Consider the following 22,149-nt stretch of genomic DNA (forward strand, 5'->3'; position numbering starts at 1 on the left):
AGAGAAAGTAATGGTAAGGTGAAGAGAAGAATAAACTAAATTATGGAAGAGAATGGGAGGTAAATTATGAGTGATAAAATGACCCCTATATCATTTAAAGAACTTTTAAATCAAGCTATTAAAGAATATAAAAGAGAAAAAACTATATATTATGTACCAGTATCAAAAGAAAGAATTAAAAGTCCAATAGGTCCAGCTGCAGGGCCCCATACGCAATTAGCTCAAAATATATTAGCAGCTTATGCAGGTGGTGCAAATCACTTTGAATTAAAAACAGTTCAAGTATTAGAAGGTAAAGAACTAGGTATTTTAAAACCTTGTATTTATGTAGAAGGAGAAGCTTATAATACTGAATGGTCTACAGAATTAACTGTACAAGAGGCTTTAGAAGAATATATAAAAGCATGGTTTTTACTTAAATTAATTTCAAAAGAATTTAATATTAATGATGAAAATGATTTTGTTTTTTATATGAGTGTGGGATATGACTTAAAAGGTATTAAATCAAAGAAAATAGATAACTTTATTGAAGGGTTAAAAGATGCTTCAAACACAGAAATATGGAAAGAATGCAAAAAATATTCTCTTGAAAACTTAGATCTATTTGAAAATGTTACAGCAGAATATATTGAAAATATAACACCTAATATTTGTAATACTATAACCTTGTCTACAATGCATGGATGTTTGCCAGAAGAAATTGAAAAAATAGCAGAGTATTTATTAAATGAAAAAGAATTAAGTGTGTATATAAAGTGTAATCCAACATTAGTTGGATATGATAAAGCAAAGGAAATATTAAAGGGGCTTGGATATGATTATGTTGTTTTATCAAAAGAAGCTTTTGAACATGATATTTCTTTTAAGGAGTTAACTGATATTATTAGAAGATTAATTAAAATTGCAGAAAATAAAAACTTAGTTTTCGGAGTTAAATTAACTAATACATTTCCAGTTAAGATTACAAGAAATGAATTACAGGGAAATGATATGTATATGTCTGGTCCACCACTTTACCCATTTTCAATAAATGTTGCAGCTATGATAGCAAAAGAATTTAATGGCGATTTACCAATTTCATATTCTGGGGGAGCTGATGTAAATAACATAAAAGATATTTTAGATACCGGAATTTATCCAGTTACAGTTTCAACTTTGTTATTAAAGCAAGGGGGATATAAAAATATTACAAGATTAAACGAAAAATGCAAGGATTATAAGAGAGGCAAGATTACAAAGATTAATGTAGAAAAATTAGAAGCACTTGCATCTAAATCAATTTCAGATTTTAATTATTCAAAAAATATTAAAAAGAAGGCTGAAATTAAAGGTGGAGATTATAGCGAGTTTTGCTCAAAGTGCAAAAACTGTGTTGATGTCTGTCCTAACAGGAGTAATAAGTTAGTTAATGTGGATGGTAAGAAATATACAGTTCATATTGATGATTTATGTAATGAATGTGGAAATTGTGCTTTGTTTTGTATTTATAATCATAGTCCATATAAAGAAAAGTTTACTATATTTAGTTCAAAAGAAAATTTCGATAATAGTAAAAATAATGGAGTTTATTTAGATAAAGATATGTTTTTAAGAACTAATAAAAGAGATGTTTCTATAGAAGAAGCTAATGAGTATAAGAAAATTTATAAAGCAACAAGGAGAGATATTTAATGAGTTTTGAAATAGTAAGCTATGAGAGAAAAAAAGAAAAAGTTTCTGTGAAACATTTAGGATTAGAGACTGCAAAAAAAGTACAAAGATTTCACTCAAGCTTTCCAATTTATAAAAAAACACCTTTAGTAGAATTAAATAATTTAGCAAAGAAATTAAAGGTTAAAAATATTTATGTTAAGGATGAATCATATCGTTTTGGTTTAAATGCCTTTAAGGTGCTTGGAGGAAGCTTTGCTATTGGAAATTATATATCTAAAAAGTTAGATGAGGATATTGAAAATATGCCTTATGAAAGAATGATTTCTAAAGAAGTAAGAGAAAAGCTAGGAGATTTGACTTTTATTTCAGCTACGGATGGAAATCATGGTAGAGGAGTGGCTTGGACAGCTAATCAATTAAAGCAAAAATGTGTGATTTATATGCCAAAGGGAAGTGCAAAAGAAAGATTAGATAATATTCGTGCTGAAGGGGCAGAAGCTGAAATTACAGAGTTTAATTATGATGATGCAGTTAGATATTCTAATAATTTGGCAGAAAAAAATGGATGGGTAATGGTTCAAGATACTGCTTGGGATGGATATGAAGATATTCCAACTTGGATTATGCAAGGATATACTACAATGGCTTATGAGGCTTATAATCAATTAAATGGAGTAAAGCCAACACATATTTTTGTACAAGCAGGAGTGGGATCTTTTGCAGCTGCAGTACAAGGCTTTTTTGGTGATGTTTATGGTGAAGACAGGCCAATTACAACAATAGTAGAACCAAATGAAGCAGCTTGTATTTTTAAAACTGCTAAAGCTAATGATGGTAAAATTCACCCAGTTACAGGGGAGATGAAAACTATTATGGCAGGGCTTGCTTGTGGGGAACCAACAACAGTAGGATGGAGAATTTTAAAAGATTATGCTGATAACTTTATATCTTGTCCAGATTATGTAGCAGCACAAGGAATGAGGATTTTAGGCAATCCATTAAAAGGTGATGAAAAAATAATTTCTGGGGAAAGTGGAGCTTCAAGTTTTGGATTTGTAAGTGAAGTTTTAAGAAATAAAGATTTAAAGTGGCTTAAAGAAGAATTAATGCTAGATGAAAATTCAGTTATTTTATTTTTTAATAGTGAAGGAGACACGGATAAAGAAAATTATAGAAAAATAGTATGGGATGGAGAATATACGAGGTAAGAAATAATAAAAAAATTGATAAAAAATAAAAGTGCTGTAAAGCTTGATATTTCAAGCTTTATAGCACTTTTCCTATACTCTTATAATACCACAAAATAGCGAAAATTTCAAGTCTAGTACTTGTGTAGCAACAGTAGTAAGCTATATGAGAGGTGATAGGAATGAGTGAAAATTTTGCTTTAACTATTCAAAATATGAAGAAAAAACAATTAGCAATGGAAATAAAAAAATGTAATGAAATTACAATGAAATATGGAGTTACATTGTCAGATACACAAATTGAAAATTTAATTAATAAAAGATTTGAAAGTTTAAAGAATACTGGAAGAATAGAATTTGGAGATGGTATTTTAAAAGAGTTAATTGAAGCATTTTGTGATTCTCCTTATATTATTCAGGAAAACTATGAAGAAACACTAGAAGAACTACAAGATATTTTTTATTTTTTTAAGGGAGAAGCTATGGATCAAATAGCTGATGATGAATTAATAGAATTTATGAAAGAGTATTTTAATGGTGAGTGTCAAGGATCAATAGAGTACTTAAGTGGAACAAATCTTGAAGAGTTGTGCCGTAATACTAGATATGGATTAAATAGAGAAAGATAAAATAACTTAAGGTTATAAAAGGAGATACTATGGTGGAAAATAATTTTTATTTAGAGCTTTTAAATAATTCAAACCTAGCTAATATAAGTAATGAAGAAAAAGAAATGATGCAAATAAAGCTTTGGACTTTATTAGGAAAGGTTACAGAGAGATATACTATGGGAGATAGCTCGTCAGTTCCAGTTGAAATTGCTGAAGAACTTTTAAAAATGCAAGGTCAAGTTTTAGATAGGGATACAAAGGGCTATATTGAAGGGGCAGATATAAATTATTATGATGAGCAAGGAAATAAGATAGAAAATATATTTTTATTAAATAAACAATTACAAAATGGTATTAGATAATAAGGAATTGGTATAATTATTGCCAATAATCTGAAAGAGTTTTTAGAAATAACTGATAACTGGAAAAATAATCTCAAATTATACAATGAGGTTATATTTTATTTATTTGAATTAGCTTCTAAGCGGATACTTTGAATTACAAGTTGATTTTCGTCATAAAGGGTTAAGAAAACAGCGTTTTCTGATGAAACGTTCTGTACAAAATAAGTTTTATCTTCTGAAAAGTTAAAATCAGACGATTTATAAACACCCTCTGTAAAGATATTTTTAGTAAATGCAGGTATTGAAATAAATGTAGTAGATATTAATCCAATTAAAATCAGAAATATAGCAATATATTTTTTCATAAAATAGCCTCCTTTCAAGATTATTGTGTGTAATACAAATGAGAATATTCAAGTTTAGAATAGTGGGTGGTAAGAATTAAAAAGTTAAGGTTTTAATAGTTAAGAAAAAAGGATTTATAGAAGAGTTAATATACAAAATATGGTATAATTGTGCTATAGATAAAATAAAAGGGGAAACGAGAGAGTACAATGAGGTTGAATGTTGAACAAAGAAGAATAATTGAAAACAAACCTAATGGTCATGTACTAGTTAAAGGGGTAGCAGGTTCGGGAAAAACTACAGTAGCAGTACACAAAATACCATTTTTATTAAAGGATTATACTTATGAAAAAGATGATAAAATCCTTGTTATTACATATAACAAATCATTAATAAATTATATTAAATATATATATGAAGAAATAGAAAGAAATAAAGAAAATGAACAATTAACATTAGGAATATATGAAAGCGGAGATAAGGACAAGCTATATATAGAAACTATTGATAATATGATGTTTAAGTATTTTACTTCATATATTAAAGAAGAAAAGCTAGAAAAATTAAGAGTTGCTACTGAAAAGCAAATAAATAAAGCTATGGTGGAAGCAATAAATGTAGTAAAACAAGAGTATGAAAAAGTAAACGTACTAGATAGAAAGAATCTTACCTTTATTATAGAAGAAATAAGGTGGATGAAATCCTGTAATTATACAGACATTGAAGAATATCAAACAATTGATAGAATAGGAAGAATATCAAATAATAATGTGGAATCAACACACAAATTAAGAAAGAATTCTAAGATAAGAAAAGCTATTTTTGAAGTAATGATTCAATATAATGATAACTTAAAAAAAGAAAAGCTAGTAGATCTTCAAGATGTTGCATTAATGGCATTAAAGCAAGCAAAAAGGGAAGTTGGAGAAAAATACACTCATATTATAGTTGATGAAACACAAGACTTAACAAGAGTACAATTAGAATTTATTAAAACATTATATATGAATAGAAGCTATTCTAGTATGTTATTTGTTTCAGATACAGCACAAAGCATTTATCCAGAAGCTTGGCTTGTAAAGGGAAGAAGCTTTACTAGTATAGGACTTGATATGACAGGCAAATCTACATCACTATCAAAGAGTTATAGAACAACAATGCAAATAGCATATGCAGCATATAGTTTAATTGAAGATGATAAAAATATCCTTGAGGATGATAATTTTGTAAAGCCATCATTAATTGATAAACAAGGGGTTTATCCAGTATATAGAGGATTTAAAAATAAAGTATCAGAAGCAGAATATATTGCTGAAACAATAGAAAATGAGCTAAAAAATAAGTATGACTACAAAGATATTGCAATAATAAGTAAGTTTAAAAATCAACTTAAGGATATTAAGATTTTCTTAGAAAAAAATAATATTCCTTATAAAGAACTAGAAAGTAATGAAGAATTAGATTTTAATGAAGATTGTGTAAAACTTCTTACTATGCATTGTGCTAAGGGGTTACAGTTTAAGGCTGTAATAATAGCTGGACTTAATGATAAAATTATTCCTTCAAGAGATTTTGCAAATGAATTTGAAGATAGTGATTTTGTTGAATCTATAGATAGAAGATTATTATATGTAGGAATGACTAGAGCTACAGAAGAGCTATTTTTAAGTAGTTATGGAAATCCATCTAAATTTATTAAAGATATAAGCTGTAAGTATTTAAGAATTAATTCTAAGTGTAATTTTAGAAAATTACATAGGATTGATATTGATGAGTATTTATTTACTTATAAGATTGACGATATTTATAAAAGTGAAGAAATCACAAGACAATGGATTATTAGTGAGCTTATGAATAGATATGGATATCCTAAGGATTTAATAGATGTTGAAGTTAAAGTTAATATAGAAGCTAAGGCTGAAGTAGTTGATATTGTTGTATATGTTTATGAAAATAAAGATAAAGTACCATTTATTTTTATTAAGAGTAATAAATTAGGATCAGGAACAGAGAGTGAAATTAGTCATCTTAAGATATGTATGAATATTTTTGATACTGTTAAGTATGGTGTTGTTACTGATGGAAATGAAATTGTCATTATTAATGATGATTTTGAAGAAGTTGATGATATTCCATCTTTTAATAAGAGAATGATTAGTAGTGTGAATTTAGTATAAATAATATATTAAAAGTAGCCCCAATAATATATGTAAACCAATAAAAATGTATAGATGATACTAAGTTAAATATATAGGAATTTTATTAAGGTATTTTGAATATATAATATGGAATTAATAAATAGTTTATTAGGAGAGAATTATGAAGGAGACAGTAAGAGTAACCAAATGGGTTGCTGGAGGAATCGAAGCTTTATTAGGAATTCCAGTAATAGGTGCAAGTATAATAATAGGATTAGTATGGGTACCATTAGCAGCTATGCTAGCATTCCATATTGTAAATTTAGTATTATCAAAAAAGGAGGACTTGCCTATAACAGGTAGTATTTTAGGGATTGTAGGTAATGCTCTTGGATGGATACCATTTTTAGGAATGATAATGCATATCTTAACGGCTGTATTTGTAATGATGGAAGCTTATAAAACTAAAGTTGATTAATATTGAAATTAAGGAAAGAACCATAGTTATTGCTAGGGTTCTTTTTTGTTTTATAATTTTGTGCAACTTACTCTTAATACATAAATATATATGAATTTGCCAATAATAGCAATATTATTCCAAAAAAGATAAGAACAGAATAGGATAAAGAAATAGAAAATAGTATTACTAAATATTATTTTTTGTACATATGGTTTTAATATACAGATGATTTATAAAGAAGTTGGTGGGAGTTGGAAATGAAAGAAATATTAGAAAAATATAGCACTAGATTAGTTAATGTAAATGGAAGAAATAGAAGCCTTGTAATGAAAAAGATATATAAAAGAAGAGCATTTGATATTACAAGTCTTGATGAGTTTACAGAAAATATAGATGAAGAGGTAATAAAGTTTATTTTATCGAGAAATAAAAAAGAACTGTATATATCACCAGATCCTTATGAGTGGTATACATCCAAACTAGAGAAGTTGGAGAAAGAGTACAATGAAAATGAAAAAAGGATGTTAATAAATTTAAAAAAAACAGAAAAATGTATAGACGAAAAGGCAATTAAAGAAAAATTAGATAAAAAGTATGAAGAAGATAATGAGAAATTAAGGCGAAAAAAAGAAAAACTAATTGGATATTCCGATAATATAAAAACATTAACTAAGGAAATAAAAAGCATTGAAAAGGAAACAGGTAGGTATGAATTATATATAGGATATCCATTTGTAGAAGGATATTTTAAAGATAAAACATTTATAAAATCACCATTATTTTTATTTCCTGTAGAGATTAATAAAAAGGGAGATAGATGGGTATTAAAAAATAAAGTTGATGATTCTATTCTTTTAAATAAGGTATTTCTTATAGGATATGCCAAATTCAATGAAGAGAAAATTATTGACATAAATACAGAATATAATGATTTATCAGTATTCGGAGAAAATTTTATAGAGGGAGCAATTAAAGAGTTAAAGAAGTATAATATAAAAATTATATTTAATGAAAAAAAAGTAAGAAAGTTTATGGAGATAACGAGAGATACAATGCCTAATTATAATTTAGGTGAGCTTATAATCAAAAATAACATTATATTGGGGCAATTTAATATTGCAAGTTCAATTTATAATGATTATAAGGAGATGGAAAGTAAAGATTTAAGCAATAGTTTAATGAATAAGCTTTTAAAGAATATAGACATTGGTAATGAAGCTTTGAGTGATGGCTATAGAGATAGTGGAGAAAAGCATAATGATATAAAGGAAAAAGAATTTTTCTTTATTTCAGATTTGGATTATAGTCAAGAGCTTGCTGTAAAAAAAGCTCAAGAAAATTCACAACTTGTTATTTATGGACCACCTGGTACAGGGAAATCTCAAACTATAGTTAATATAGTATCTCAATATTTAAGTAATGGTAAAAAAGTTCTTATGGTTTCACAAAAAAAAGCAGCTTTAGATGTAATATTTAATCGTTCAGCTAGTATTAATTCTAAAATGATAAGGTTTAGTAATGAAGTTAATAAAAAGGATTTTTATAAACAAGTTGCAGATAGGATAGATTCATTGCAAAAAAATGATCTTAATATAAAGGAGATAGAGAATATATCAATAGATATTGATGAAAAGTTAAATAAATTAAACATATTAACAAATGTTTTAACTAAAGAAACTAAGTTTGGATTAACATTACAAGAGATGTATAGCAAATCTAAAGTTAATATAGAAAGTGATAGTAGGCTTAATATATTTTTTAGAGAGTTTAGAAAAAATTATCCATTTGAGTGGCTTAAATATAGTGAATTAGAAAGTATTTCGAATTCACTTTTATCAATGAAAACGGCAGAAAAATACTATAAATTGAAAGAAATAATGAGTAGTAATAAGTATGTAGATTATTTAAAAGATAATATAGACTTATATGATTTAGAAGATTCAAAGAATAATATAAACAAACTTATAGCTAGCTATGAAGATATAATAAGTAAATTAAATAAAAATAATAAGTATAACGAAATTTCTAAGAAAATAGTTTTAGAAAATAAAAATTTAATTGAGAGTGTAAAAGAAATTAATAAAAAAGAAAATGGATATCTTTTAGATAAATTAACTATAGGATCGAAACTTAGTATAAAGTATTGGTTAAATTTAAAGAAAAATAAAGCTAAAGAAGAGGAAAATCTAAAGTTATTTAATGAAAAAGAGAAAGAATTAACAACACTAATATCTAATGAAATATCGAGTATTAAATCAGTAATATATAAACTAGAATTTTTAAATGACATTTTAGTTACTAAAGAGGTTAAAAAAATTATTAATAATTTTGATAATAAACAAGAAGTTATTAGTAGTTTAAAGCTTATCAGTAAAGTATTAAATAGGTATGATGAAATAATGTCATTAAAAGGGGTAGTAAATGATATTGAAGAAGATCAGTTGAAAGTATTAGAGTATATATATTATAAGGAGAAAGATTTTAAGTATGCTTATAATATAATTAAGAATATAGCAACTTTATCAATTCAAGTTCATATTGGAAGAATTCAATGTCAATATAGAAAAGAGCTTGAGGGAGTAGAAAATTTTGAAACTATTAGAAAAGAAATATCAGAAGAAATGATTAATAAAAGGAAAAAGGTACCTGAATATATAAATAGGATGTGGGATAATAATGCTATTTATAATAAGAGTGCTAATGAAAAACTCTGGAAGGAGATGTATAGGCAATGTACTAAAAGGAGTCAGTTATTGCCTATAAGAGAGTTTGTTAATAAATTTGATTCAAGTATATTTGAATTATATCCTTGTTGGTTACTATCACCAGAATCTGTATCAGAAGTATTACCTTTAACAGAGGGTCTATTTGATGTGATTATATTTGATGAAGCATCACAAATGTTTATTGAATCAGCAATTCCAGTAATATATAGGGGAAAAAAAGTAATAGTAGCAGGGGATGATAAACAATTAAGACCATCATCAACTTTTTTAGGTAGATATGAAGATGAAGATGAGGATGAAGAGAATATGGAAAGTGCAGCTGCTTTAGAAGAAGAAAGTCTTTTAGATTTAGCAAAGTATAGTTTTGATTCAACTTCACTTTATTATCACTATAGATCTAAATATGATGAATTAATAAATTTTTCTAATTATGCTTTTTATGGAGGAAAGTTAGAGGTATCACCTAATATTTCAAAAACAAGTGGTGATGGTGTAAAACCAATAGAAAGAATTAAAGTTAATGGTAGGTGGAATGATAGGAGAAATGAGAGAGAAGCTATAGAGGTAGTTAAATTAATTAAGGATATATTATTTAATAGAAAAGAAAATGAAACAATAGGAATTATTACTTTTAATATTAATCAGAGAGAGTGTATAGATAAAATGTTAGAGCTTGAAGTAGGAAAAGATCCTGCATTTGGAGTGTTATATACAGCAGAAAGTGAAAGAGTAGAAAATAATGAGGATGTTAGCTTATTTATAAAGAATATCGAAAATGTTCAAGGGGATGAAAGAGATATTATTATTTTTTCTACAGCCTATGCTAAAAATGAACATGGTAAAGTTGTCATGAATTTTGGTTCTTTATCTCAAGATGGGGGTGAAAATAGGTTAAATGTTGCTATTAGTAGAGCTAAAAAGAAAATTTATCTAGTTACATCTATCGAACCAGAAGAATTAAAAGTTGACTCTTTAAAAAATAATGGACCTAAGTTATTTAAGAGGTATCTTCAATATGTAAAAGCTGTTTCTGATGGAAACAGGGAGTTAACTCAAGAGATTTTAAATAGTGTATGTGATTCTAAAGTTGGTAGAAATGAAGAAATACATTTTGATTCTGATTTTGAAAATGAGGTTCATGATGCTTTAGAAGAGGCTGGATTAGTTGTAGATACTCAAATAGGGGTATCGGGGTATAAGATTGATTTAGGCGTTTATGATACGAAGAGGTCTAAATATATTTTAGGTATTGAATGTGATGGAGCTGCTTTCCACTCTTCTAAGTCTGCTAGGGAAAGAGATATATATAGACAAAGATATCTTGAAAGCAGAGGGTGGAATATAATTAGAATTTGGAGCAAAAATTGGTGGAGTAATCCTCAAAGGGAAGTTGATAGGATTGTAAAAAGAGTTAATGAGATATTAGCAGAAAACTGATAATATTTTTATCTTAAAGAATTGCTGAAAATTATTTAAAATTAAATATTATTTATATAGTGAAAAAAGAGTTAATATGTTTATGCAAATAATAAATATACTAACTCTTTTTGCTTATATATTTTATAATTTTATAAATTTATATTTTAATAAAATATGAGTTAAATAATTTAAGTAGTTATGAGGTAACATATATTTACTGGTTTTCTTAATAATATAAAAAAAGTTATAAAAATTTAATAATGATTATAAAAAACGTATAATAATAAGAAAAAATATGATATAATTCGAGATAAGATATGAAAAAAGAAATGAGATAGTTATTTTTATAGGGAAATTTGTTGAAAAATAAATATAAAATTGATGGATGATGAAAGGTAAAAAGTAATGAAAACAGAAATTATAAGGTTAGCAGATGTAATTAATACGATACTTCAGAGCTTAGTACTAGTTTTGATTCCAAATTTTTGTACTAAATATAGAGATAAAAATAGTAAATTAAAGCTCGGACTTTTAATAGCAAATTTTTGGCTTATTATTACTTTAACAACATATTTAGTAGGAAGTTTAAGTATAGGAATAATTCTTACTCATTTGGTATTAATACTTATGGGAATAATCGTATTTAAAAAGGACTCATTAGGAGCAACTATTTCTATATCTATTGTATATTTATTTATAAATATTAATACACTTATTATGTCTAATTTATTTTTATATTTCAAAGGTGGGATTCCTACTGAGAAGTTAGAATTTGCATATATAATGATTACATATGTACCATATTTTATAGTGGATATTTTTATATTATTGAGAAAAGACTTAATTTATAGAATTTACTTATTTGTTAGAAGTAAAAACTTATCTATGATGTCATTAATAATAACTACTGTAGTAGCTGATTTGGTAATAGCTTATAATTTTATAGTATATGATATAGATAACCTAATAATTAAGAATATCATATTTGTAATGACAGGGTTATTTATTATAGGAATTATATTATATTTTGCAAGTATTGAAAAAAAATCAAAAGAAATTATGTTATTAAATAAAGAATTAGAAGAAAAAATAAATGATTTAAAGAAAGTAAAGCATGATTATGGTTCTCAAATTTCATATTTATATGGATTGTGTCTTATGGGGAAATATGACAAGCTTACGGATTCTTTAAAGTCCATAATAAATGGACATGACAATATTATATCTGAAGTTGAAATATATAATAACGATTCAATTATTTCTATGATAGTTAATGGTATAAAACATAAAGGTATTAATATTTTTGTTGATGAGCAGGCTTCATTAGAAGATATAAATGTATCTGAAATGGAGATACAAAGGATTGTTTCAAATATATTAAATAATTCTGTAACAGCTATGAATGAAAAAGGTCTTATTATAGTTAGAACTTATTATAGTCTTAATAGTGTTGTTATTAAAATACAAAATAATGGACCTAAAATTGAAGATGAAATAATAGATAAGATTTTTGATGTTGGATTTACTACAAAGGAAAACAGCAATAAGGAGCATGGACTTGGATTAGCTATTGTTAAAGAGATAGTAGAAAGAAATAATGGTAAAGTATCAGTTTCTAGTAATGATACAATTACAGAATTTATAATAAAGATACCTGCAAAGATTAGTATATAAAATTTAATGAAAAATAGAAATAAGCCGTATTTAGATTAAATTTAATAATTAAATCTGAATACGGCTTGTTTATTTAAGCTTATTTATATTTAAAGTAAATATTGTATGAAAAGTTGATAGGAGATTATTTATTTCCATACTCTTTTAGCTCCAAATAATTCTTGAAGATATCCAATAAGTGAAATAGGTGACATTATCATTTGATAAAAGAGAATAAATGTAGTAAAACCTAATTTATTTTTACGAACTTTTAAATTTAATGCTTTAAAGAATATTTTTTGTTTAAAGTAAAAAATAATAAATGTTAATAATGTTATAGGTAATACAAGAAGCATGATAGGTCCTACTATGTAAAACTTTCCGAATAATGCAAGTACACATCCTGGAATGAAGAATATAGTATAAGATAAATCCATATAAGGAATTAATAAATCAATACCAGTTAAAAATTTTAAAAACATATTTGGTTGTTGCCAAGGTTTTACCAATCTTAATCCTTCAATCATTCCTCTTGCCCATCTTGAACGCTGTTTATAAAAATGAGAAAACTTAGTAGGTACATCTGTAAATGAAACAGCTAATGGTTCAAAATAAACTCTATTATTTTTCATTAACATTTGCCATGTTAATACAATATCTTCTCCTATAGCATCAGACCATCCATCAAGACTTTTAACTAGTTCAGTTTTATATATGCTAAAGGCTCCTTGAGCAACAAGGGTTCCTTGGAATAATCCTTGCATTCTTTTGATAGACATAATAGATAAGAAATAATCCCATTCTTGTATTTTTGAAAGTAAATTATCTCTACTATTTCTAACTAAAACACTACCTGCAACAGCTGCAATATCTGAAGGGGCAGAATTTATTCTTGATACTAAATATCTTATTGCTTTTGAATGTAATAATGTATCTGCATCTAGAGTTATAACATACTCTGTATTAGCAAGTTTTAATCCTTTATTAAGTGCATTGAATTTACCAGGATTAGGTTCATCTATACATTTAACATTTTTTAAATTTAGCTCTTTTGCAGCTCTATATACTTCATTTACAGTATTATCACTAGAATTATTATTAATTACTATAGTATTAATTTTTCCTTTGTAATCTTGTTCTTTTATTTTAGAAAGAGTATTATAAATACCATTTTCTTCATTATATGCTGCAATTAAAATAGTTACTTCATCCATAGGATCATCATTTTTAAATTTAGGTTGCTTGTCCAATAATATACTAGCTAGCAAAAATGCATTTATAAATCCAGGGATGTATGCAATTCCAGTAATGATAAATAATGCTATAAATAAATTAGTAACACTTGCTAAATCTTTAATCCAATCTTTTGATAGATAAATAGAGAATAATGCCCAAAGTATCGAAAAGGTAATAGCTATTATGAATTTAGCTTTTACAGATATATATATAGTTCTTTTTGGAGTGGGACCTTGGTTAGTGTTTGAAATGATGTTTTCATAGTTCATTAATTAGTAACCCTCCTTAGGGGATTGACAAAAAATATAGAATTTCATAATTGTAAAATAATTCTTAATTTTTCGACAACTATATAAAATAATTTAGCAGAGTATAGATAATTATGCAATGGAAATGATTTGTACAAAAATAGTTTGGTAAATAAATACCCAAATACATATATTTTTGTTAAACTACCTATAGTGATAAAATGTATGTTGTATAAATTGAAATTTTAACTTAAGGGGGAATTTTTAACTAATTTAAGAACTAGAATTGGTTAAAAAATAAGGAATTTAGTCTTGGAGTGATATCTGTTTATATCTTCTTCTTAAAGAGACGGAAGTATTACAACGGCTAGGTATAAGATAAAGAATTAAGATTCATAAAATATAACAAAGTAATTTATAAAGGAATGATGGGATGAGCTCAATTAAGTGTACACTAAGAAAAGAAACAAAAAATGAAATAGCTAAATACATAGATAATGAATTTATTAATGAAACAATAAAAGAAATTGTTAAATACATAAAAGAAGTTAATAAAGTTCAAATAGATGATTCAAATTACAATAAGTATGATATAAATTCAAAGGTCGATTTAATAGATAATGGACCATTTAATATTTATGATTATACATATGTGAAAGATTTTTTATATGAAGTATCATGGGAAGGTTCATATATTGAAGACTTAAAAGAAATTGAAGAAAATGATGATGATACACCTGTATATAAGTATGAGCCAAAAGATATTGCTACTGTTATATATGAAAAAGTAGCAACTATAATGGAGCAAAAAAAAGGTGAATTATATAAAAAATTTAAAAGTAAATATAATGATGAATTCATATGGAATAGTGTTAGATGGTATAAGAGAACTAGAGATGGAAAGGTATATTATGATTTAGACTTAGAAGAGTTAAATGATGATAAAAAAAGAAGTATAGAAGAAAAAATAAAAGTAGAAATAGGAAACGGATTTAAAACAAGATGGGGTGCAGCAGTTGCAGTTAAGGTAGCACCATTAGAAGAAAAACTTTTATTAGATATTTATGATAAGGGCTGTGTAGCACTTGGTATTGCTAATGATTGTTATACAGAAATTGTAGAAGAAGATAAAAGTGATGATGAAGAAAAATTAATAAAGCTTATGATAGAAAGCTGTGAAGAGGCAAGTTCATCAACAAAAGGAATAAATAGACTTAAAGTTAAGGTTGTTAATTCAATTGATAAAAGATTAGATAATCTTATTAATGTGAATATTTATAAGACAAAAGAACATATGAATTTATTTTTAGAAGATGCTAAAGGTATGGTCTTTGGATATTATAAAAGTGTTAATTTACCAGGCTTTAGAAGAAACCTTGTATCTAAGGAAGATAAAATTAATGAAATAATAAAAAGAATTGCAGTAGTTGAAAATATTCTTTATAAGGAATATTTAAAAGAAAATGAAAAAGCACCATCTATTGATGAAATGATAGAGTTTAAAGAATGTATTCCTTGGATATGTATAAAAGGTTTAGTATGGACATCAGAAAATATCTATATTAAAAATAAAGCAAAAGATGAAATTCAAGAAATAATTTTAGATAATCCAATATATGAATATAAAGAAACTAGAGAGATGAAAAGACATTTTTATCTTCATGTTGGTGAAACTAATACAGGAAAGACACATGCAAGTATTGAAAGACTTATGGAAGTAGAAACTGGGGTTTATTTAGCACCATTAAGGTTATTAGCTCTTGAAATTCAAGATAAGCTTAATTCAGAAAATATATCTTGTTCATTATTAACAGGAGAAGAAGAAGATATTATTTCATATGCAGGGCATGTATCATCAACAATTGAAAAGCTACAGCTTGGAACTCCTTATGATGTATGTGTTATAGATGAAGCTCAAATGATTGCGGATAAACAAAGAGGATGGGCATGGACAAGAGCTATAATAGGTGTAATGGCTCCAGAAGTTCATATATGTATGGCACCAGAAGCAAAGGATGTAATAATTAAGCTAATAAAAGATTGTAATGACACATATGAAGTTATTGAACATAAAAGAGATACGGAACTGATATTTGAAGATAAAAAGTTTGATTTAAATAAGGATGTTAAACCAGGAGATGCATTAGTTGTATTTGGTAAAAAGAAGGCGCTTGCAGTTTCAGCACAGCTTCTTAATAACAATATAAAAACAAGTATAATTTATGGATCACTACCATATTCAACAAGAAAGAAACAGTTTGAAAGATTTTTAGATGGAGAAACAGAAGTAATAGTATGTACAGATGCTATTGGAATGGGAGTAAATCTTCCTATAAAACGTATTGTATTTTTAGAAACAAGAAAATATGATGGGGTGTCCCTAAGAAAATTAAATGTTTCTGAAATAAAGCAAATAGCAGGAAGAGCAGGGCGTAAAGGTATCTATAATAAAGGTTATGTTGCAACTATGAGCGATCCTAATTTGATAAGAGATGCATTAAAAGCAAAAACAAAGAAAATTGAAAAATGTTTTATAGGAATACCAGATTCTATTCTTGAAATAAATATAGATCTTGTAGATGCTTTAAAAACATGGAGTACAATGCCTGTAAAAGGATATTATGAAAAATCAGATGTAACAACAATAATTTATCTTTTAAATAGATTAAAGAAGCTTAATATAGAGGCTTCAAAAGAAGAACTTTTAAAAATGGCAACAATACCTTTTGAAGAAAATAATAAGGCAGTATGTGCATTGTGGGAAGAGTATTGTAAGATGTATAGTTCTGGAGCAGTAAATTTAAAGAAGCCAGTACTTAAGAAAAATGTAAGTTCAAAGAAGGAGCTTGATGAACTTGAATGTTATTATAAGTCATTAGAATTAAATTATTCTTTTGGTAAGAATTTTAATATGATGATAAATAATAGATATATTGCAATGGAAAAGGAAGATACAGCAAATAGAATAAATGAACTTCTTTTAACTAATCTTTTAGATCATGAAAGAGTTTGTATAAACTGTGGTAAAAAGTTATCTTGGGATTATCCAAGTGAAAGATGTAGAGCTTGTAAGGAATTGATGAATGATGGTAAGGACTTTAGATATAAGAAAGTATTTAGGGGAAATAGCAGAAGAAATGGATTTAATAGGGGTAATAGAAAAAGAAGAGATAGATATTAAATTGAAGCTTTCTTAAGATTAAAATTTATGTTTAAGAAAAGATATGTTTAGGCTATAATAAAAAGTAAGAATAAGAGTGGTAAGGAGGGGTAAAATGGATATTATTAAAGATTATATCTACTCTGAAGAGGATTTTGAAGAAATTCAGAAGAATTTTAATGGTAAAGCAGAATTTGATAATGGGTCAATATTTTTAACTTCAAATACGTCTATTGAGCATAATAGGATAAAAAGGAGAATATTATCTAAACTTGATGACTTCTTTAAAGGGTCAAAATGTGAGCCTTTTGATGAACAAATAGAAGTAATATTTCAAAGCAAAGATGAATTATATAAATATAAACCCGATATTTTTGTAATGTGTGAAAATGCTACTACAAAGGGAGAAAGTTTTACTTCAGTTCCTAAAATTATATTTGAAGTAGTTTCTAAAAGTACGGCATCTCATGATTATATAACTAAACTTGCAGTATATCAAAAGTTTAAGGTAGAAGAATATAATATTGTAGAACAAAGTGGGAAAATTATACAGTACTCTTTGTTAGATAATCAATATATTATTTCTGATGTTTATAAAAATGAAGATGAATATGTTAGTACAGTATTTACTGATTTAAAAATAAGTTTAAAAGAAATATATTAGTTTAAGAATGGTTTTGATTATTATTGGATTAATTAATGGAAAATACTTGACAACTCAATAATGGGTAGTATACTAAAATTATAAAAAATGGAAATATTCAACAAAGGTGTTGAACATATTTTATATATGTCAGCACCTTTGTTTTTTTTATTTTTTTAAGAAATATAAAAAATAATGAATATAAGTTTTAAAAGTGTAGTATTTGTTAAATGTAAACAAATTTATAAATATTATCAAAAAATATAGAAGGGGGAGTTATTTATGAAAAAATTGTTAAGTTTAATTTTGGCATTATCTATGACAGTAATGATGCTTGTAGGATGTCAATCAGGAGGAAGCACAGAAGATACGGATAAAGATAATACTGCTAAAAGCGAAGACTCTACTAGTGAAAAATCTGATATAAAGGTTGGGATTATTTACATTGGAGATGAAAATGAAGGATATACGGAAGCTCATATGACTGGTATTAAAGAAATGAAAGAAGCTTTAGGTTTATCTGATGATCAAGTTATTGAAGTTACAAATATACCTGAAGATCAAACATGTTATGATACAGCAAAAGATTTAGTTGGACAAGGATGTAATGTTATTTTTGCAAATAGTTTTGGACATGAAGATTATATGATTGAAGCTGCAAAGGAATTTCCAGATGTAGAGTTCTGCCATGCTACAGGATTTAAAGCTGCAAGCTCAGGATTAAGTAATATGCATAATTATTTTACAGCTATTTATGAATCACGTTATGTATCAGGTGTAGTAGCTGGTATGAAATTAAATGAAATGATAGAAAAGGGAGAAATAACAGCAGATAAATGTAAGATTGGATATGTTGGGGCTTATCCATATGCAGAAGTAATTTCTGGTTATACAGCATTTTATCTTGGAGTTAAGAGCGTATGTGAGTCAGCTACAATGGAAGTTCAATATACAAATAGCTGGGCAAGTATGGATTTAGAAAAATCTACAGCTGAAGCTTTAATTGCAGATGGTTGTGTATTAATAAGTCAACATGCTGATACAGTAGGTGCAGCAACTGCTTGTGAAGCTGCTGGTGTTCCAATAGTTGGTTATAACGTAAGTATGATAGCAACAGCACCTAACACAGCATTAACCTCAGCATCTATTAATTGGGGTCCATATTATACTTATGCAGTAAAAGCTGTTATGGATGGTGAAAAGATTGATACAGATTGGTGTAAGGGATATTCAGAAGGAGCAGATTGCATAACTGAATTAAATAAAAATACTATTGCAGAAGGTACTGAAGAAAAGGTAGCAGAAGTAGAGCAAGGTATTAAAGATGGTACAATTCATGTATTTGATACAAGTAAATTTACTGTAGATGGTTCTTCATTAGAAGATTTAATTGAATCAAATGAAGACTATAAGAAATATGCAGATTATGTTTCTGATGGATATTATCATGAATCAGAAGCAGCATCAGCTCCATCATTTGATATTAAAATTGACGGAATAGAGTAAGATAGTTAAAAGTCTTTTATCAGTTAATAGTTAATAGTTTTGAGTTAATAGTTGAGGGGGAAACTACTTGGGGGGACTTAAAATATATGTTTTTTTAAAATTTAGCACGGCTGAATTTATTCTACTAACTATTAACTCTTAACTATTAACTCCTAACTAAAAAAAAGGGGTGTTTATTGTGGAAAAGGTAGCACTGGAATTGAGGAATGTTACTAAACGGTTTGGACAAGTTATTGCAAATGATAAAGTAAGTCTTTCTGTTAATAAAGGAGAGATACTAGCTGTTTTAGGTGAAAATGGTAGTGGAAAAACAACACTTATGAATATAATTTCAGGAATTTATTTTCCAGATGAAGGAGAAGTATTTATTAATGATAATAAAGTTAATATTTGTTCTCCCAAGGATGCTTTTTCATTAGGGATAGGAATGATACACCAGCATTTTAAATTAATTAATATTTTGACAGCGGCAGAAAATATTATTCTTGGAAATGAAAAAAAAGAAAAGCTAAATATGGTTCAAGTTGAAAAAGAAATTAAGGAATTATCAGAAAGCTATGGATTTGAACTAAATCCATCACAAAAAATTTATGATATGTCGGTATCTCAAAAACAAACAGTAGAAATAGTAAAAGTTCTTTATAGAGGAGCTAATATTTTAATTTTAGATGAACCTACAGCAGTATTAACACCACAAGAAACAGAAAAATTATTTTCAGTATTACGAAATATGCGTGCTGATGGAAAATCTATAATAATAATTACTCATAAATTAAATGAAGTATTAGAAATTTCAGATAGAGTTTCAGTTTTGAGAAAAGGAAAATATATAGGAACAATAAACACAAAAGATGCTAGCTTTGAATCACTTACAGAAATGATGGTAGGGCAAAAAATAGTACTTAATATTGAAAGAGATGAAGTTATAAATCCACAAAAAAGAATAGAAATTAAAGGTTTAACATGTGTTAATTCTGATGGAATAAATTCTTTAGATAATGTATCTTTAGTAGCTAATAGTGGAGAAGTACTTGGAATTGCAGGTATAGCAGGAAGCGGGCAAAAGGAGCTTTTAGAAGCTATAGCTGGTATTCAAGAAATTAAAAGTGGAAGTATTATATATACTTCATCAGAAGGTAAGGACATAAACATAACTAATATGAATTCAGATGATATTCAGAAAAATGAAATAAAGATATCTTTTGTTCCAGAAGATCGTCTTGGTATGGGACTGGTATCTTCTATGGATATAACTGATAATATGATGCTAAAAAACTATAAAAAGAATTCAGGATTTTTTGTTCCACGTAAAAAAGCAAAAGAATTAGCATTATCTATTATTAAAGAGTTAGATATTGTAACTCCTAGTGCAGAAACTCCTGTGGGAAGACTTTCAGGAGGAAATGTACAAAAAGTATTGGTTGGACGTGAAATTAATTCCAACCCAAGAGTATTAATGCTTGCATATCCAGTAAGAGGATTAGATATAAACTCATCTTACACAATATATAATCTTATAAATGAGCAAAAGAAAAAAGGTGTAGCAGTTATTTGTGTTATAGAAGATTTAGATATTTTACTTGAACTTTGTGATAGGATTGTTGTTTTAAATAAGGGAAAAGTTGCAGCTATATTAGATGCTAGAACAACTAATAAAGAGGAAGTAGGACTTCTTATGACGAAGAGTGGAAAGGAAAGTGAGGAAAATGAGCAAAAACTTACAACTTGCAAATAAAGAACCACTGTTTCATATGGTAAAAAGAGATACTATTTCTATAAAAAAAGCTTGGGGAATTCGTATAATAGCACTTTTTTTTGCTTTGATAGCATGTGCACTTTTTATTGTACCAATTACTCATTTAAATCCAATAGAAATATATAAAACAATTATAGAAGGTGCAATTGGAAATAGTACAAGACTATGGACAACAATTCGCGAAATAACAGTATTATTATGTATAGCAATTGGATTAACACCTGCTTTTAAAATGAAATTTTGGAATATAGGAGCAGAAGGACAAGTCCTTATGGGAGGAACTATGGCAGCTGCTCTTATGATATATATGGGAGATAAGGTATCAAATTGGGTTTTATTGATACTTATTTTTATATTTAGTGCAGTAGCAGGAATGATATGGGGACTAATTCCAGCATTTTTTAAAGCTCATCTCAATACTAATGAAACATTATTTACATTAATGCTAAATTACGTTGCAATACAAATTGTATCTTGCTGTATTGTTTTTTGGGAAAATCCAAAAGGATCTAATACAGTAGGAATTATTAATTCTATTACCAATTCAGGATGGTTTCCAAAGGTATTTGGAATGACTTATGGATTAAATATTATTTTAGTAGCCTTATTAACTATAGGAATCTTCTTCTTTTTAAAGTCTAGCAAAATGGGTTATGAAATATCAGTAGTTGGTGAAGGGGTTGATACTGCTAATTATGCTGGGGTAAATGTAAAAAAAGTAATTTTAAAAACAATGGCTCTTTCAGGAGCAATATGTGGATTTACAGGAAGCCTTATTGTTAGTGGATCAAGTCATACAATTTCTACAACTATAGCAGGAGGATTTGGTTTTACAGCAATAATAGTTGCTTGGATGGCTAAATTTAATACATTTGCAATGATACCAGTTACAGCAGTTCTTATTTTTATGCAACAAGGTTCTATTCAAATTGCAACAAAATTTGGTCTTAATAAAAGTGCTTCAGATATTATTACAGGAATAATATTATTTTTCTTAATAGGATGCGAATTCTTTATTAATTATAAGTTAGAATTCACAAAAATTAAGAAGGAGGTGTAATAAT

General features: G+C 27.0%; 15 protein-coding genes. 13 read left to right on the forward strand and 2 right to left on the reverse strand.

The features are described 5' to 3' along the window. The first annotated feature begins 66 nt into the window (after positions 1 to 66). From TY07_RS03725 to TY07_RS18695, 4 genes are all read left to right on the forward strand, one after another. Entirely contained in the window at positions 67 to 1,671 is a 1,605-nt protein-coding gene (locus TY07_RS03725; RefSeq protein WP_042395520.1) for a hypothetical protein, read from the forward strand. After that, positions 1,671 to 2,861, forward strand: a complete 1,191-nt coding sequence (gene dpaL / locus TY07_RS03730; RefSeq protein ID WP_042395525.1) for a diaminopropionate ammonia-lyase — start codon at positions 1,671 to 1,673, stop codon at positions 2,859 to 2,861. The genes TY07_RS03725 and dpaL overlap by 1 nt, the downstream gene beginning before the upstream one ends. Before the next feature lie 161 nt (positions 2,862 to 3,022). Next, positions 3,023 to 3,469, forward strand: coding sequence for a DUF6323 family protein (locus tag TY07_RS03735; protein WP_042395528.1), 447 nt, complete (start codon positions 3,023 to 3,025; stop codon positions 3,467 to 3,469). Between the two features lie 107 nt (positions 3,470 to 3,576). After that, positions 3,577 to 3,813 carry a DUF6179 domain-containing protein gene (locus TY07_RS18695; protein ID WP_042395634.1) on the forward strand — a complete coding sequence of 79 codons (237 nt, stop codon included), beginning with the start codon at positions 3,577 to 3,579 and terminating at the stop codon, positions 3,811 to 3,813. 98 nt (positions 3,814 to 3,911) lie between these two features. Here the strand turns inward: TY07_RS18695 and TY07_RS03745 are convergent, their stop codons facing one another. Continuing rightward, positions 3,912 to 4,160, reverse strand: a complete 249-nt coding sequence (locus tag TY07_RS03745; protein ID WP_042395636.1) for a hypothetical protein — start codon at positions 4,158 to 4,160, stop codon at positions 3,912 to 3,914. Positions 4,161 to 4,349: 189 nt separating this feature from the next. On the opposite strand from TY07_RS03745, the gene TY07_RS03750 reads away from it, so the two are divergent. The 4 genes from TY07_RS03750 to TY07_RS03765 all read left to right on the forward strand — a co-directional run bounded on the left by TY07_RS03750 (position 4,350) and on the right by TY07_RS03765 (position 12,557). Further along, positions 4,350 to 6,317: a UvrD-helicase domain-containing protein gene (locus TY07_RS03750; RefSeq protein WP_074431745.1), complete on the forward strand. Its 1,968-nt coding sequence runs from the start codon at positions 4,350 to 4,352 to the stop codon at positions 6,315 to 6,317. 142 nt (positions 6,318 to 6,459) lie between these two features. Continuing rightward, positions 6,460 to 6,756: a hypothetical protein gene (locus tag TY07_RS03755; protein WP_042395531.1), complete on the forward strand. Its 297-nt coding sequence runs from the start codon at positions 6,460 to 6,462 to the stop codon at positions 6,754 to 6,756. Between the two features lie 239 nt (positions 6,757 to 6,995). Further along, on the forward strand, positions 6,996 to 10,901 hold the full coding sequence (locus TY07_RS17180) for an AAA domain-containing protein (RefSeq protein ID WP_052330606.1): 3,906 nt from the start codon (positions 6,996 to 6,998) through the stop codon (positions 10,899 to 10,901). Between the two features lie 387 nt (positions 10,902 to 11,288). Further along, the gene (locus tag TY07_RS03765) at positions 11,289 to 12,557 is read left to right on the forward strand and encodes a sensor histidine kinase (protein WP_042395535.1); all 1,269 of its coding nucleotides are present in this window, start codon (positions 11,289 to 11,291) and stop codon (positions 12,555 to 12,557) included. A 128-nt stretch (positions 12,558 to 12,685) separates the two neighbouring features. On the opposite strand, the gene TY07_RS03770 is transcribed toward TY07_RS03765, so the two are convergent. After that, a complete protein-coding gene (locus tag TY07_RS03770; protein WP_042395537.1) occupies positions 12,686 to 14,041 on the reverse strand; it encodes a glycosyltransferase family 2 protein in 1,356 nt (451 codons plus the stop codon). 412 nt (positions 14,042 to 14,453) lie between these two features. Here TY07_RS03770 and TY07_RS03775 point away from each other — a divergent pair, with 412 nt between their 5' ends. The 5 genes from TY07_RS03775 to TY07_RS03795 all read left to right on the forward strand — a co-directional run bounded on the left by TY07_RS03775 (position 14,454) and on the right by TY07_RS03795 (position 22,145). Further along, entirely contained in the window at positions 14,454 to 17,201 is a 2,748-nt protein-coding gene (locus TY07_RS03775) for a helicase-related protein (RefSeq protein WP_042395540.1), read from the forward strand. Positions 17,202 to 17,295: 94 nt separating this feature from the next. Beyond that, on the forward strand, positions 17,296 to 17,844 hold the full coding sequence (locus tag TY07_RS03780; RefSeq protein WP_042395541.1) for a Uma2 family endonuclease: 549 nt from the start codon (positions 17,296 to 17,298) through the stop codon (positions 17,842 to 17,844). Between the two features lie 261 nt (positions 17,845 to 18,105). Further along, complete coding sequence (locus TY07_RS03785) at positions 18,106 to 19,329, forward strand: BMP family ABC transporter substrate-binding protein (RefSeq protein ID WP_042395544.1); 1,224 nt, start codon at positions 18,106 to 18,108, stop codon at positions 19,327 to 19,329. A gap of 175 nt (positions 19,330 to 19,504) precedes the next feature. Beyond that, positions 19,505 to 21,064, forward strand: a complete 1,560-nt coding sequence (locus TY07_RS03790) for an ABC transporter ATP-binding protein (RefSeq protein WP_042395645.1) — start codon at positions 19,505 to 19,507, stop codon at positions 21,062 to 21,064. Then, the gene (locus tag TY07_RS03795) at positions 21,036 to 22,145 is read left to right on the forward strand and encodes an ABC transporter permease (RefSeq protein WP_042395546.1); all 1,110 of its coding nucleotides are present in this window, start codon (positions 21,036 to 21,038) and stop codon (positions 22,143 to 22,145) included. The genes TY07_RS03790 and TY07_RS03795 overlap by 29 nt, the downstream gene beginning before the upstream one ends. Positions 22,146 to 22,149 lie beyond the last annotated feature (4 nt).

It is taken from the genome of Clostridium saudiense, assembly GCF_000577815.1.
In the GTDB taxonomy this organism is placed as follows: domain Bacteria; phylum Bacillota; class Clostridia; order Clostridiales; family Clostridiaceae; genus Clostridium; species Clostridium saudiense.

Excerpts from the sequence above, each read along its gene's own strand:
- TY07_RS17180 (WP_052330606.1), top strand. The coding sequence starts at position 6,996 with ATGAAAGAAATATTAGAAAAATATAGCACTAGATTAGTTAATGTAAAT.
- TY07_RS03775 (WP_042395540.1), top strand. The coding sequence starts at position 14,454 with ATGAGCTCAATTAAGTGTACACTAAGAAAAGAAACAAAAAATGAAATA.
- dpaL (WP_042395525.1), top strand. The coding sequence starts at position 1,671 with ATGAGTTTTGAAATAGTAAGCTATGAGAGAAAAAAAGAAAAAGTTTCT.
- TY07_RS03780 (WP_042395541.1), top strand. The coding sequence starts at position 17,296 with ATGGATATTATTAAAGATTATATCTACTCTGAAGAGGATTTTGAAGAA.
- TY07_RS03725 (WP_042395520.1), top strand. The coding sequence starts at position 67 with ATGAGTGATAAAATGACCCCTATATCATTTAAAGAACTTTTAAATCAA.
- TY07_RS03745 (WP_042395636.1), bottom strand. The coding sequence starts at position 4,160 with ATGAAAAAATATATTGCTATATTTCTGATTTTAATTGGATTAATATCT.
- TY07_RS03785 (WP_042395544.1), top strand. The coding sequence starts at position 18,106 with ATGAAAAAATTGTTAAGTTTAATTTTGGCATTATCTATGACAGTAATG.
- TY07_RS03755 (WP_042395531.1), top strand. The coding sequence starts at position 6,460 with ATGAAGGAGACAGTAAGAGTAACCAAATGGGTTGCTGGAGGAATCGAA.
- TY07_RS18695 (WP_042395634.1), top strand. The coding sequence starts at position 3,577 with ATGCAAATAAAGCTTTGGACTTTATTAGGAAAGGTTACAGAGAGATAT.
- TY07_RS03735 (WP_042395528.1), top strand. The coding sequence starts at position 3,023 with ATGAGTGAAAATTTTGCTTTAACTATTCAAAATATGAAGAAAAAACAA.
- TY07_RS03750 (WP_074431745.1), top strand. The coding sequence starts at position 4,350 with ATGAGGTTGAATGTTGAACAAAGAAGAATAATTGAAAACAAACCTAAT.
- TY07_RS03765 (WP_042395535.1), top strand. The coding sequence starts at position 11,289 with ATGAAAACAGAAATTATAAGGTTAGCAGATGTAATTAATACGATACTT.
- TY07_RS03795 (WP_042395546.1), top strand. The coding sequence starts at position 21,036 with ATGAGCAAAAACTTACAACTTGCAAATAAAGAACCACTGTTTCATATG.
- TY07_RS03770 (WP_042395537.1), bottom strand. The coding sequence starts at position 14,041 with ATGAACTATGAAAACATCATTTCAAACACTAACCAAGGTCCCACTCCA.